This window comes from Streptomyces sp. NPDC005925 (assembly GCF_040638805.1).
Lineage (GTDB): Bacteria > Actinomycetota > Actinomycetes > Streptomycetales > Streptomycetaceae > Streptomyces.
Map to the genome: position 1 here is coordinate 500,137 of NZ_JBEXVL010000002.1, position 13,547 is coordinate 513,683.

The 13,547-nt window shown below is 70.6% G+C and carries 12 protein-coding genes; 11 read left to right on the forward strand and 1 reads right to left on the reverse strand.

Going from position 1 to position 13,547, the window contains the following annotated elements; genetic code table 11:
- The first annotated feature begins 5 nt into the window (after window positions 1-5).
- From ABZ354_RS04940 to ABZ354_RS04970, 7 genes are all read left to right on the forward strand, one after another.
- Window positions 6-800, forward strand: a complete 795-nt coding sequence (locus ABZ354_RS04940) for an FtsQ-type POTRA domain-containing protein (protein ID WP_358652984.1) — start codon at window positions 6-8, stop codon at window positions 798-800.
- Between the two features lie 297 nt (window positions 801-1,097).
- Complete coding sequence (gene ftsZ, locus ABZ354_RS04945; RefSeq protein WP_358652986.1) at window positions 1,098-2,294, forward strand: cell division protein FtsZ; 1,197 nt, start codon at window positions 1,098-1,100, stop codon at window positions 2,292-2,294.
- Complete coding sequence (gene pgeF / locus ABZ354_RS04950) at window positions 2,291-3,019, forward strand: peptidoglycan editing factor PgeF (protein WP_358652988.1); 729 nt, start codon at window positions 2,291-2,293, stop codon at window positions 3,017-3,019. The genes ftsZ and pgeF overlap by 4 nt, the downstream gene beginning before the upstream one ends.
- A 5-nt stretch (window positions 3,020-3,024) precedes the next feature.
- Window positions 3,025-3,744 (forward strand): YggS family pyridoxal phosphate-dependent enzyme, encoded by a 720-nt coding sequence (locus tag ABZ354_RS04955; protein ID WP_358652990.1) that lies wholly within the window; start codon window positions 3,025-3,027, stop codon window positions 3,742-3,744.
- 130 nt (window positions 3,745-3,874) lie between these two features.
- Window positions 3,875-4,516 (forward strand): cell division protein SepF, encoded by a 642-nt coding sequence (gene sepF / locus ABZ354_RS04960; protein WP_358652992.1) that lies wholly within the window; start codon window positions 3,875-3,877, stop codon window positions 4,514-4,516.
- Between the two features lie 61 nt (window positions 4,517-4,577).
- Window positions 4,578-4,862, forward strand: coding sequence for a YggT family protein (locus ABZ354_RS04965; protein WP_358652994.1), 285 nt, complete (start codon window positions 4,578-4,580; stop codon window positions 4,860-4,862).
- A gap of 53 nt (window positions 4,863-4,915) precedes the next feature.
- A complete protein-coding gene (locus ABZ354_RS04970) occupies window positions 4,916-6,088 on the forward strand; it encodes a DivIVA domain-containing protein (RefSeq protein WP_358652996.1) in 1,173 nt (390 codons plus the stop codon).
- 244 nt (window positions 6,089-6,332) lie between these two features.
- Here ABZ354_RS04970 and ileS read toward each other — a convergent pair whose 3' ends face one another.
- Complete coding sequence (ileS, locus tag ABZ354_RS04975) at window positions 6,333-9,479, reverse strand: isoleucine--tRNA ligase (RefSeq protein ID WP_358652998.1); 3,147 nt, start codon at window positions 9,477-9,479, stop codon at window positions 6,333-6,335.
- A 584-nt stretch (window positions 9,480-10,063) separates the two neighbouring features.
- On the opposite strand from ileS, the gene ABZ354_RS04980 reads away from it, so the two are divergent.
- From ABZ354_RS04980 to ABZ354_RS04995, 4 genes are all read left to right on the forward strand, one after another.
- Window positions 10,064-11,131 carry a TraR/DksA C4-type zinc finger protein gene (locus ABZ354_RS04980; protein WP_358653000.1) on the forward strand — a complete coding sequence of 356 codons (1,068 nt, stop codon included), beginning with the start codon at window positions 10,064-10,066 and terminating at the stop codon, window positions 11,129-11,131.
- Between the two features lie 65 nt (window positions 11,132-11,196).
- Window positions 11,197-11,859, forward strand: coding sequence for a signal peptidase II (gene lspA / locus ABZ354_RS04985; RefSeq protein WP_358653002.1), 663 nt, complete (start codon window positions 11,197-11,199; stop codon window positions 11,857-11,859).
- 219 nt (window positions 11,860-12,078) lie between these two features.
- Window positions 12,079-13,023 (forward strand): RluA family pseudouridine synthase, encoded by a 945-nt coding sequence (locus tag ABZ354_RS04990; RefSeq protein ID WP_358653004.1) that lies wholly within the window; start codon window positions 12,079-12,081, stop codon window positions 13,021-13,023.
- A complete protein-coding gene (locus tag ABZ354_RS04995) occupies window positions 13,020-13,490 on the forward strand; it encodes a GNAT family N-acetyltransferase (RefSeq protein ID WP_358653006.1) in 471 nt (156 codons plus the stop codon). Before ABZ354_RS04990 ends, ABZ354_RS04995 begins: the two co-directional genes overlap by 4 nt.
- Window positions 13,491-13,547: the final 57 nt, after the last annotated feature.

A 13,547-nucleotide genomic window follows, 5' to 3' on the forward strand; every position in this document is an offset into this window, starting at 1 on the left:
GGAGCGTGGCCGGTACGACGACCGCCGAGCGCGGTGAACGCCAGCAGGAGTCGTCCGGCCCGCCCGTCGTGCGGCGCCTCGGCACGCGCCGCCTCCGCGTGATCGCCGCAGCGGCCCTCGCCCTGGTCCTGGTGTCGGCGGGGGTGCTGTGGCTGCTCTACGGGTCGTCCTGGCTGCGCGTCGAGCGCGTGACGGTGTCCGGCACGGTCCTGCTGACGGAGGCTCAGGTCCGGGAGGCGGCGGACGTGCCCGTCGGGGAGCCGCTGGTGTCCGTCGACACCGACGCCGTCGCCTCCCGGCTGCGGGAGAAACTCCTGAGGATCGACTCGGTCGACGTGGTGCGTTCCTGGCCACACGACATCAGGCTGAAAGTGACCGAGCGGAAGGCTGTACTCCTTGTCCGGAAGGCCGGGACGTTCGTGGAAGTGGATGACGGTGGTGTCCGTTTCGCCACGGTTTCTCAGGCGCCGAAGGGTGTGCCGCTGCTGGAACTGAGACCCGCCCGCTCCGGTTCGGCCGCCGCGAGCCTGCGCCGCTTCGACGCGGCCCGGCTGGTGCGGGAGGCGGTGCGGGTCGCCGGTGACCTGCCGCCCGCCGTCGCCCGTCAGACCGAGCGCGTCACCGTGCGCTCCTACGACGACATCGCGCTCGAACTGTCCGGCGGACGCACCGTCGCCTGGGGCAGCAGCGAGCAGGGCGGGGCGAAGTCTCGCACGCTCACGGCCCTGATGAAAGCGACCCCCGGCGCCGGACGCTTCGATGTCAGTGCTCCCACCGCCCCCGCGTCATCAGGAAGTTGACGCTCATCCGTGCAGGCCAGGACCCTGGTTGGGTGTCACAGTGCCTGATCACATAGGGTGAAAAGAAAAACGGGAGGTTCGGCGTGTTCGTTGAACGGGCGCCGCTTGTCGACTTAGTGTCCTGTTCGGAAGGGTCAGACGAAGCCCAGCAACAGACACATTGGTAACCCTAAACTTCAGCGTTAGGGTTCGGGTCGGCGATACGGACCGTCCCATTCGGCATCAGTCGTCGGATCGCGGAGCGCGGCGCGTTACGGTGATCCGACGACACGTAACTCGAGGCGAGAGGCCTTCGACGTGGCAGCACCGCAGAACTACCTCGCAGTCATCAAAGTCATCGGTGTCGGCGGCGGTGGTGTCAATGCCATCAACCGGATGATCGAGGTCGGTCTCAAGGGCGTCGAGTTCATCGCCATCAACACCGACGCGCAGGCGCTGTTGATGAGCGACGCCGACGTCAAGCTCGACGTCGGCCGCGAACTCACCCGCGGACTCGGCGCCGGAGCCAACCCGGCCGTCGGCCGCAAGGCCGCCGAGGACCACCGCGAGGAGATCGAGGAGGTCCTCAAGGGGGCCGACATGGTCTTCGTGACAGCCGGTGAAGGCGGCGGCACCGGCACAGGCGGCGCGCCCGTCGTGGCCAACATCGCCCGCTCGCTCGGCGCCCTCACCATCGGCGTGGTCACCCGGCCCTTCACCTTCGAGGGACGGCGCCGGGCCAACCAGGCCGAGGACGGCATCGCCGAACTCCGCGAAGAGGTCGACACCCTCATCGTCATCCCGAACGACCGGCTGCTGTCCATCTCGGACCGCCAGGTCTCGGTGCTCGACGCGTTCAAGTCGGCCGACCAGGTCCTGCTCTCCGGTGTGCAGGGCATCACCGACCTCATCACCACGCCCGGCCTCATCAACCTCGACTTCGCCGACGTCAAGTCGGTCATGTCCGAGGCGGGTTCGGCGCTCATGGGCATCGGCTCGGCCCGCGGCGACGACCGCGCGGTGGCCGCGGCCGAGATGGCGATCTCCTCCCCGCTGCTGGAGGCGTCCATCGACGGCGCCCGGGGCGTGCTGCTCTCCATCTCCGGCGGCTCCGACCTCGGACTGTTCGAGATCAACGAGGCAGCCCAGCTGGTGAGCGAGGCCGCCCACCCCGAGGCCAACATCATCTTCGGCGCGGTCATCGACGACGCGCTCGGCGACGAGGTCAGGGTCACCGTGATCGCGGCCGGCTTCGACGGCGGTCAGCCGCCCAACAAGCGGGACAACGTCCTCGGCTCGTCCTCGGCCAAGCGCGAGGACACCGGCCCGGCGCGGCAGCAGCACGACAGCCGCCCGTCCTTCGGCTCCCTCGGCAGCGTCACGCCGAAGGAGGACCCGGAGCCCCGGCCCGAGCCGGTGCGCGACATCCCGGTCGCCCAGCCCGCCCCGCCCGCGCCGCGCACCTACTCGGACAGCGCGGCCGAGGAACTGGACGTGCCGGACTTCCTGAAGTGATAGGACAGCGCGACACCGCGAACGGCGCGCACTTCGCCTTCACCGACCGGTGGGGCGGGGTGAGCGCCGTTCCGTACGAGGAGCTCAACCTCGGCGGCGCGGTCGGCGACGACCCCGACGCCGTACGCACCAACCGCGAGCTCGTGGCCACGTCCCTCGGGATGGACCCGGCCCACGTGGTCTGGATGAACCAGGTGCACGGCAACGACGTCGCCGTGATCGAGGAGCCGTGGGGGGCGGAGCCCGTGCCCGAGGTCGACGGGGTCGTGACCGCCCGCCGCGGCCTGGCCCTCGCCGTCCTCACCGCGGACTGCGTACCCGTACTGCTCGCCGACCCCGTCGCAGGTGTCGTCGCCGCGGCCCACGCGGGCCGGCCGGGCCTGGTCGCGGGTGTCGTCCCCGCCGCCGTACGGGCCATGACGGAACTCGGCGCCGAGCCCGCCCGCATCGTCGCCCGCACCGGGCCCGCCGTCTGCGGCCGGTGCTACGAGGTGCCGAAGGACATGCGCGCCGAGGTCGCCGCCCGGGAACCGGCGGCGCACTCCGAGACCACCTGGGGCACACCGGCCGTCGACGTGAGCGCCGGAGTGCACGCGCAGCTCGACCGGCTCGGCGTGCACGACCGGGAGCGTTCGCCGGTGTGCACCCTGGAATCGGGCGACCACTTCTCGTATCGCCGGGACCGCACTACGGGGCGGCTCGCCGGCTATGTCTGGCTGGACTGATGGGCATGACGGACCGTAGGGACGAACTCGCCGGGAACCTGGCGACAGTGGAGGAGCGCATCGCCGCCGCGTGCGGGGCCGCTGGCCGCAAGCGGGAGGACGTGACCCTGATCGTGGTCACCAAGACCTACCCGGCGAGCGATGTGCGGATCCTGTCGGAACTCGGTGTGCGTCACGTCGCCGAGAACCGGGACCAGGACGCGGCGCCCAAGGCCGCCGCCTGTTCGGATCTGCCCCTCGCGTGGCACTTCGTGGGTCAGCTGCAGACCAACAAGGTGCGATCCGTGGTCGGTTACGCCGATGTCGTGCAGTCGGTCGATCGTTCCAGGCTTGTCACAACCTTGTCCAAGGAAGCGGTGCGGGCCGGGCGCGAGGTGGGGTGCCTCGTCCAGGTCGCTCTGGACGCCGGGGAGGGTGCGCGCGGCGATCGCGGTGGCGTGGCTCCGGGGGGAATCGCGGAGTTGGCCGAGCTGGTCGCCGGTTCGCCGGGGTTGCGGCTCGACGGTCTGATGACCGTGGCTCCGCTGGCCGGCGAGTACGCGGGGCGCGGGCGGGCCGCGTTCGATCGGTTGATGGATTTGTCGACCCACCTGCGCCGGGCGCATCCGACTGCGAACATGGTCTCGGCAGGGATGAGTGCGGACCTCGAACAGGCCGTGGCGGCCGGAGCGACACATGTGCGCGTCGGCACTGCGGTACTCGGAGTCCGCCCCAGGCTCGGGTAACGTCGCCAAGAAGTCGGACCACAGCAGAAAATATGGTCATTATCCGCCGAAAGGCGGTCAAAACGACCTCGTGGATCGCGGGCACCTGGCAGTCGTCAGCCGATCCACCACAGAGCGGAGGACTCAGAGCATGGCCGGCGCGATGCGCAAGATGGCGGTCTATCTCGGCCTCGTGGAGGACGATGGGTACGACGGCCGGGGATTCGATCCCGACGACGATTTCGAACCCGAACTGGACCCCGAGCCCGAGCGGGATCACCGGCGGCGCGAGCCGTCGCACCAGTTGCACGGTGCACATCAGTCCCAAAGGGACGAATCGGTGCGAGTGGTGCATCCTCCGACGCCGCGCGAACCGGTGGCCCAGTCCGCTTCGCCGGCCGCGGAATCCAGTCGCCCGGCGCGCATCGCGCCCGTGGCGTCCATCACACAAGAACGTCAGTCCCTGGAGAAGAACGCGCCGGTGATCATGCCCAAGGTCGTGTCCGAACGAGAGCCTTACCGGATCACCACGTTGCATCCCCGGACGTACAACGAGGCCCGTACCATCGGGGAACACTTCCGTGAGGGCACACCGGTGATCATGAATCTCACCGAGATGGATGACACGGACGCGAAGCGACTTGTCGACTTTGCGGCCGGTTTGGTGTTTGGTCTTCACGGCAGTATCGAGCGGGTGACGCAGAAGGTGTTCCTGTTGTCTCCTGCTAACGTCGATGTCACGGCGGAGGACAAGGCCCGCATCGCAGAGGGCGGGTTCTTCAACCAGAGCTGAGACGCACGACCGGTAGAAGTACTTTGGAAGTACGCAGGCAGGGGAGAGGGAAGCACGAGTCATGAGCGTGGTCTTGGATGTCGTTTACATCGCGCTGATGTGCTTTCTCATCGTGCTGATCTTCCGGTTGGTCATGGACTACGTCTTCCAGTTCGCCCGCTCGTGGCAACCCGGCAAGGCGACGGTGGTCGTTCTGGAGGCCACCTACACTGTCACTGATCCACCGCTCAAGCTTCTGCGGCGGGTCATCCCGCCGTTGCGTCTCGGGGGCGTGGCGCTCGACCTGTCCTTCTTCGTACTGATGATCATCGTCTACATCCTGATCTCGATCGTGAGCCGGCTGTGAGCGATGTGACCTACCGTCTTGCCGAATGCCGACGACTACGTTGAGGTGAAGAGATGCCGTTGACCCCCGAGGACGTGCGGAACAAGCAGTTCACGACCGTTCGCCTCCGAGAAGGCTATGACGAGGACGAGGTCGATGCCTTCCTCGACGAGGTCGAAGCCGAACTGACGCGCCTGCTCCGCGAGAACGAGGACCTGCGCGCCAAGCTGGCCGCCGCCACGCGCGCTGCTGCCCAGAACCAGCAGAACATGCGCAAGGGGCCGCCGGAGCAGGACCAGCAGCAACAGCAGCAACAGCAACAGCAGCAGCAGCAGCAGGGCATGCGAGGTCCCGGCGCTCCGGTACCCGCCGGCATATCGGGCCCGCCGCAGCAGCAGATGGGTGGCCCCATGGGTGGCCCGCCCCAGCTGCCGAGCGGTGCGCCGCAGCTGCCCGCCGGCCCCGGCGGACAGGGCCCGCAGGGTCCCGGCCCGATGGGTCAGGGCCCCGGGCCGATGGGTCAGGGCCCCGGGCCGATGGGCCAGGGTCACGGCCCGATGCAGGGGCAGATGGGCCCCGGTGGCCCGATGGGCGGTCCCATGGGCGGTCCCGGTATGCCCGGCCACGGGCAGGGCGGCCCCGGTGGCGACAGCGCCGCGCGCGTCCTGTCGCTGGCCCAGCAGACCGCCGACCAGGCGATCGCCGAGGCCCGTTCCGAGGCCAACAAGATCGTCGGCGAGGCGCGTTCGCGTGCCGAGGGTCTCGAGCGTGACGCCCGTGCCAAGGCCGACGCCCTGGAGCGGGACGCGCAGGAGAAGCACCGCGTCGCGATGGGCTCCCTGGAGTCCGCCCGCGCCACGCTGGAGCGCAAGGTCGAGGATCTGCGTGGCTTCGAGCGCGAGTACCGCACGCGGCTGAAGTCCTACCTGGAGTCGCAGCTGCGTCAGCTGGAGACCCAGGCGGACGACTCGCTCGCCCCGCCGCGCCAGCCCGCCGCGGCGTCCCTCCCGCCGTCCCCGGCGCCTTCCATGGCCCCGGCCGGCGCGAGCGCCCCGTCGTACGGCGGCGGCAACCAGACGATGGGCGGCAACCCCGGCCCGGCCGGTGGTCCCTCCTACGGCGGTCAGCAGCAGATGTCTCCTGCCATGACCCAGCCGATGGCTCCGGTCCGGCCGCAGGGCCCGGGCCCGATGGGACAGGCTCCCTCCCCGATGCGTGGGTTCCTCATCGACGAGGACGACAACTGACGGGCAGGAGTACGCCGTAGGCGTCGGCAGCGTTCAGGGCGGGGCCCCGGATCTTTCGGTCCGGGGCCCCGCCTTCGTGCTGCGTGTGTGCGAGGACTGCCCGGTAGGTGGGGCGGCTGCCCGAGGGGCCCGCAGGCTGCCGGGTACGTGTTCGAGGCGCTGGGCATCTGTCCGGTGTACACAACGCCGAAGGCCCGGGCCCGCCAGAATTTTTGGGGCGGGGCCGGGCCTTCGGGTGTCGCTGTTACGCCTTGCGCAGGCGGAACGTGAGGGACAGGCCGTCGTCGGTGAACGGCTCGCCGAAGGTGTCGTCCGCCTCACCCCGGGCGTAGTCCGTGGCGAGGACCTCGTCGGAGATCAGCGGCGCGTGCTCGGTCAGGGCGTCGGTGGTGGCCGGGTCCGTCGCCGTCCAGCGCAGCGCGATGCGGTCGGCGACGTCGAGGCCGCTGTTCTTGCGGGCCTCCTGGATCAGGCGGATCGCGTCACGGGCGAGGCCCGCGCGGCGCAGCTCCTCCGTGATCTCCAGGTCGAGCGCGACCGTGGCGCCCGAGTCGGAGGCCACCGACCAGCCCTCGCGCGGGGTCTCGGTGATGATCACCTCGTCCGGGGCAAGGGTGACGGTCTCGCCGTCGACCTCCACCGACGCCGTGCCCTCGCGCAGGGCGAGGGACAGAGCGGCGGCGTCGGCGTTCGCGACGGCCTTGGCCACGTCCTGGACGCGCTTGCCGAACCGCTTGCCGAGCGCGCGGAAGTTGGCCTTGGCCGTCGTGTCGACCAGGGAGCCGCCCACCTCGGAGAGGGACGCCAGAGACTCGACGTTCAGCTCCTCGGTGATCTGTGCGTGCAGTTCGCGGTCCAGGGTGTCGAAGCCCGCCGCCGCGATCAGCGCGCGCTTCAGCGGCTGGCGGGTCTTGACGCCCGACTCCGCGCGGGTGGCACGGCCGAGCTCCACGAGACGGCGTACGAGCATCATCTGCTTCGACAGCTCCGGGTCGATGGCGGTCAGGTCCGCCTCGGGCCAGGACGCCAGGTGCACCGACTCCGGGGCGTCCGGGCCGACCGGTACCACCAGGTCCTGCCACACCCGCTCGGTGATGAACGGGGTGATCGGCGCCATCAGCTTCGTCACCGTCTCCAGCACCTCGTGCAGGGTGCGCAGCGCGGCCCTGTCACCCTGCCAGAAGCGGCGCCGGGAGCGGCGCACGTACCAGTTGGAGAGGTCGTCGACGAACGCGGACAGCAGCTTGCCCGCGCGCTGGGTGTCGTATCCCTCCAGGGACTGGGTCACCTGGTCGGTGAGCGCGTGCAGTTCGGACAGCAGCCAGCGGTCCAGCAGCGGGCGGTCGGCCGGTGCCGGGTCGGCCGCGCCGGGTGCCCAGCCCGACGTACGGGCGTACAGGGCCTGGAAGGCGACCGTGTTCCAGTACGTGAGGAGCGTCTTGCGGACGACTTCCTGGATGGTGCCGTGGCCGACGCGGCGGGCCGCCCACGGGGAGCCGCCTGCCGCCATGAACCAGCGGACCGCGTCGGCGCCGTGCTGGTCCATGAGCGGGATCGGTTGCAGGATGTTGCCCAGGTGCTTGGACATCTTGCGGCCGTCCTCGGCGAGGATGTGACCCAGGCACACGACGTTCTCGTAGGACGACTTGTCGAAGACCAGGGTGCCGATCGCCATCAGCGTGTAGAACCAGCCGCGGGTCTGGTCGATGGCCTCGGAGATGAACTGGGCCGGGTAGCGGGACTCGAACAGGTCCTTGTTCTTGTACGGGTAGCCCCACTGCGCGAACGGCATCGAACCCGAGTCGTACCAGGCGTCGATGACTTCCGGCACGCGCGTGGCGGTCTTGCCGCAGCCGTCCTGCGGGCAGCCGAAGGTGACCTCGTCGATGAAGGGGCGGTGCGGGTCGAGGCCCGACTGGTCGGTGCCCGTCAGGGCGGTCAGCTCGGTGAGGGAGCCGACGCAGGTGAGGTGGTCGTCCTCGCAGCGCCAGATCGGCAGGGGGGTGCCCCAGTAGCGGTTGCGGGACAACGCCCAGTCGATGTTGTTGTTCAGCCAGTCGCCGAACCGGCCGTGCTTGACGGTGTCCGGGAACCAGTTGGTCTTCTCGTTCTCCTCGAGGAGGCGGTCCTTGACGGCCGTGGTGCGGATGTACCAGGACGGCTGCGCGTAGTACAGCAGCGCCGTGTGGCAGCGCCAGCAGTGCGGGTAGCTGTGCTCGTACGGGATGTGCCTGAAGAGCAGGCCGCGCTCGTCGAGGTCGGCCGTGAGCTTCTCGTCGGCCTTCTTGAAGAAGACGCCGCCGACGAGCGGGACGTCCTCCTCGAACGTGCCGTCGGGGCGGACCGGATTGACGACCGGCAGGCCGTACGACCGGCATACCTTGAGGTCGTCCTCACCGAAGGCGGGGGACTGGTGGACCAGACCCGTACCGTCCTCGGTCGTGACGTACTCCGCGTTCACCACATAGTGCGCGGGCTCGGTGAACTCGACCAGTTCGAAGGGGCGCCGATACGTCCAGCGCTCCATCTCCGTGCCCGTGAAGCTCTGCCCGGTGGACTCCCAGCCCTCACCCAGCGCCTTGCCGGCCAGCGGCTCGGCGACGACCACCTTCTCCTCGCCGTTCGTCGCGACGACGTACGTGACGTCGGGATGCGCGGCGACCGCGGTGTTGGACACCAGCGTCCAGGGCGTCGTCGTCCACACCAGGAGCGCGGCCTCGCCGGCGAGCGGGCCGGAGGTCAGCGGGAAGCGGACGTAGACGGACGGGTCGACGACCGTCTCGTAGCCCTGCGCCAGCTCGTGGTCCGACAGGCCCGTGCCGCAGCGGGGGCACCAGGGGGCGACGCGGTGGTCCTGGACCAGCAGGCCCTTGGTGAAGATCTCCTTCAGTGACCACCAGACCGACTCGATGTACTCGGGCTCCATGGTCACGTACGCGTCGTCGAGGTCGACCCAGTAGCCCATGCGGGTCGTCAGCTCGGTGAAGGCGCCGGTGTGGCGGAGCACGGACTCGCGGCACTTGGCGTTGAAGTCGGCGATGCCGAATGCCTCGATGTCCTTCTTGCCCGAGAAGCCCAGCTCCTTCTCGACGGCGAGCTCCACCGGGAGGCCGTGACAGTCCCAGCCGGCCTTGCGGGCCACGTGGTAGCCGCGCATGGTGCGGAAACGGGGGAAGACGTCCTTGAAGACGCGGGCCTCGATGTGGTGGGCGCCCGGCATGCCGTTGGCCGTGGGCGGGCCCTCGTAGAACACCCACTCGGGGCGGCCCTCGGACTGCTCCAGGCTCTTGGCGAAGATCTTCTGCTCGCGCCAGAAGTCGAGCACCGCGTGCTCGAGCGCGGAGAGGTCGACCTGGGCGGGCACCTGGCGGTACTGCGGCTGCGTATTCAACGAGCTTCCTCCGGCGGACGTGCTGCCTTCCGTCGGAGGGACGAGAGCTTGTCTTCGACGACTGCGCCTGCGGCGCGCTCCCGCGGTACCACCCTCCTTGGCCCCCCGCGCGTGGTGCGGCGGTGAGCCCCCTCATTGGGGTCGCGAAGCCGGTTCTACTCGCCCGCTGGGCTTTCTTCCGGCGGCTCCGGGGTGATCTTCACGTCGCGCTCGCCCCCGGGCTCACACCGTCCCCGGGTCGCTCTGGGCTGCGTACGCCGCTACTCGTCCCCATCCACGCTTCTCGCTCCGCCCAGTGTACGGCGCCGCACGGACAGCGGCCGACCGGATTTCCCGGCCTCATGGACGGGGTGGCATATGGCCCTATATGGATCGAATGCCACACTGTACGTGTGCGTATGCCGGGAGGTCCGGCCCGGCGGATTACCCGGCGGGGAGCTGGGCACAACGGATGCATGCTCGCCGCGTGCGATCCGCGAGGTGGGCGAATCGGGCGGTGCGCCCCGTTGTCGCGGGACTCAAGTCGATTTATCGTCCCAGCACGATTCGCGAGCAAGATCACTATATGTGAAGGGGCCGCGGCCATGGTGGCGAAGAAGAGCGCACAGGGAGGCTCGGAGGCCCCGGCGGGCGGCGCGGCGACGCGGGTGAAGGCCGCCGTCCGGAAGGCGGTGACCGGGAGGGTGAGAGAGGCGAGCGGGGGGACGAAGGCGGCGGGTGGGGAGAAGGCGGTCGCGGTGCCCGGCGCACCGGGGGCGTCCGACGTGCCCGAGGCGGCGGAGACATCCGGGGCACCCGAGGTACCCGGCGCGCCCGCCGAGGAGGCCGCGGCCAAGAAGGCCGGGGTGAGGAAGGCCACGGCTGAGAAGGCCGTCGCGAAGAAGCCCGTGGCGAAGAGGGGAACCGGCAGGAAGGCCGCCGGGAAGGAGGTCGCCGCGAAGAAGGCTCCGGCCGGCAGGGCGACGGCCGGGAAGCCGGTTGCCGGGGAGGCGGTCGCCGGGAAGACATCCGGTGGGAGGACGGCTGCGAAGAAGGCCGTGGCGAGGAAGGCGGCCGCCAAGAAGGCCGTAGCGGGTGGGAGCGGGGAAGCGGCTGCCGGGAAACCGGCCGCCGGGAAGAGCACAGCCAAGGAAGTGGGAGCGGCGCAGGCCGCGGAGCAGACGGGAGCCACGACGGTGGTTGCGAAGAAGACTCCTGGCACGGCCACGGCGGCGAAGACGGCCGTTCCCAAGGCCCGGGTGGCCGCGACCGAGCCCGGCGACCTCGCGGTGCGTCCCGGCGAGGATCCCTGGACCCCCGAGGAGGTCGCGGAGGCCCGCGCGGGGCTGCAGTCGGAGCAGCAGCGGCTGGAGACCGAGATCAGCGAGTCCGAGCGGTCCCTGGCGGGCCTGATGCGGGACTCCGGGGACGGCGCGGGCGACGACCAGGCGGACACCGGCACCAAGAACATCACGCGCGAGCACGAACTGGCGCTCACCGCCAACGCGCGCGAGATGCTGACCCAGACCGGGCACGCCCTGCAGCGGCTGGAGGCCGGCACGTACGGCCTGTGCGAGAACTGCGGCAACCCCATCGGGAAGGCCCGTATGCAGGCGTTTCCGCGGGCCACCCTGTGCGTGGAGTGCAAGCAGAAACAGGAACGCCGGTACTGATCGGGGCGGCGCGGGGGCGTGCCGTACCCTCGTGCTCAGTCAGGTACCTAGGTCGAAGGACTCACGTGGCAGAGGCGGAGCGCATCATCGGTACGCCGGGCACCCCGGACGCGGCACGGGCGCGGCAGGACCGGCCCGAAGGGGACGCGTCGCCCGGCGAGCGGTCCGGTTACGAGCCGCCCGCGGGCCCGGCCGGCGGGCCCGGCGCCGACGGGGCGGTGCCGGAGGCCGAGCGGCCCCGGGGCAGGCGCCGTATCGCCGTGCTGTTCACGATCGCCGTGGTCGCGTACGCCCTCGACCTGATCAGCAAGATGCTCGTGGTGGCCGAGCTGGAGCACCACGAGCCCGTCGAGGTCGTGGGGGACTGGCTGAAGTTCGAGGCCGTGCGCAACGCGGGCGCGGCCTTCGGCTTCGGCGAGGCCTTCACCGTGATCTTCACGGTGATCGCGGCCGTCGTGATCGTGGTGATCGCCCGGCTGGCGCGCAAGCTGTACAGCACGCCGTGGGCGATCGCGCTCGGGCTGCTGCTCGGCGGCGCGCTGGGCAACCTCACCGACCGGATCTTCCGTTCGCCGGGCGTCTTCGAGGGCGCGGTGGTCGACTTCATCGCGCCCAAGCACTTCGCGGTGTTCAACCTGGCCGACTCGGCGATCGTGTGCGGCGGCATCCTGATCGTGCTGCTGTCGTTCCGCGGTCTGGACCCGGACGGCACCGTCCACAAGGACTGAGCCGCCCGCCGGGACCCGTCCGCCCGCCGGGACCGGTCCGTCCGCCGGGCCCGGTCCTGCCGGGACCGGTCCCGGCCACGGACGGCGAGCCCGCGCGACGGCCGTTTTCCCCCCGGGAACGGCTCTGTCCACAGGAACCGTGCCGTCCGCCAGGGCTGAACGACCCCTTTGTCCACAGGCCCGGTCGGGAGGGTCGGACGGGTCCGGCATACTCGACGGGTGAGCACGATTCCCGAGATCCGTACCCTGCCCGTGCCCGACGGCCTGGAGGGCGAGCGCGTCGACGCCGCCATCTCCCGCATGCTCGGCTTCTCCCGGACGAAGGCGGCCGAGCTCGCCGCCGCGGGGAAGGTCACGGTCGACGGGTCGGTGGTCGGCAAGTCGGAGCGCGTGCACGGCGGCGCCTGGCTCGAGGTCGAGATGCCGCAGGCGCCCGCGCCGGTGCAGGTGGTGGCCGAGCCGGTCGAGGGCATGGAGATCGTGCACGACGACGAGGACGTCGTCGTGATCGTCAAGCCGGTCGGAGTCGCCGCGCACCCGTCGCCGGGCTGGACCGGGCCGACCGTCATCGGCGGGCTCGCCGCCGCCGGGTACCGCATCTCGACGTCCGGCGCCGCGGAGCGCCAGGGCATCGTGCACCGCCTCGACGTCGGCACGTCCGGTCTGATGGCCGTCGCCAAGTCCGAGCGCGCGTACACGTCGCTGAAGCGTCAGTTCAAGGAGCGCACGGTCGACAAGCGGTACCACACGCTCGTGCAGGGCCACCCCGACCCGACGAGCGGCACGATCGACGCCCCCATCGGCCGCCACCCGCAGCACGACTACAAGTGGGCGGTCACCGCCGAGGGCAAGCCCTCCGTCACGCACTACGACCTGGTCGAGGCCTTCCGCGCCGCCTCCCTGCTGGACGTGAAGCTGGAGACCGGCCGCACCCACCAGATCCGCGTCCACATGGCCGCCCACCGACACCCCTGTGTCGGCGACCTGACCTACGGCGCCGACCCCACCCTTGCCAGGCGGCTCGGCCTGACCCGCCAGTGGCTGCACGCCGTCCGGCTCGGCTTCGAGCACCCCGGCGACGGGCAGTGGGTGGAGTACGCCAGCGACTATCCCGAGGACCTGCAGAAGGCCCTGGAGCAGGTCCGCGAGGAGACCTACGCATGAGCCTGCCGCCGTACGCGGTGCGTGCCGCCGAGGACCCGGCCGACCGTGAGGCGTGCTTCGCGGTGCGCAAGGAGGTCTTCGTCGGCGAGCTGGGAGTGCCGGAGGACGTCGAGTACGACGCGTACGACGCCCGCGCCGTGCACGTGCTGGCCGTCCGGGACGACGGCGTACCGCTCGGCACCGGCAGGCTGCTGCACGGCGAGGCGGCCGCCGCGAGAAACGGCGGGGATCCGGAGGTGGGCTCCCTGGGGCGACTGGCCGTGACGCGGGACGCGCGCGGACTCGGCGTCGGGGCCGCGCTGGTGCACGGCATCGAGGAAGCGGCACGCGCCCGGGGCCTGAGAGCCGTCGACCTGCACGCGCAGACGCGTGCCCTCGGCTTCTACGAGCGGCTCGGATACGAGGCGTACGGGCCGGAGTTCCAGGGCGCCGGTCTGCCTCACCGGGCGATGCGGCGTTCGCTCTAGCCGTACGGTCCTGCGCCTCGCCCGCATGACCCGTCCGACCCGCACCCCCGGAGGGCG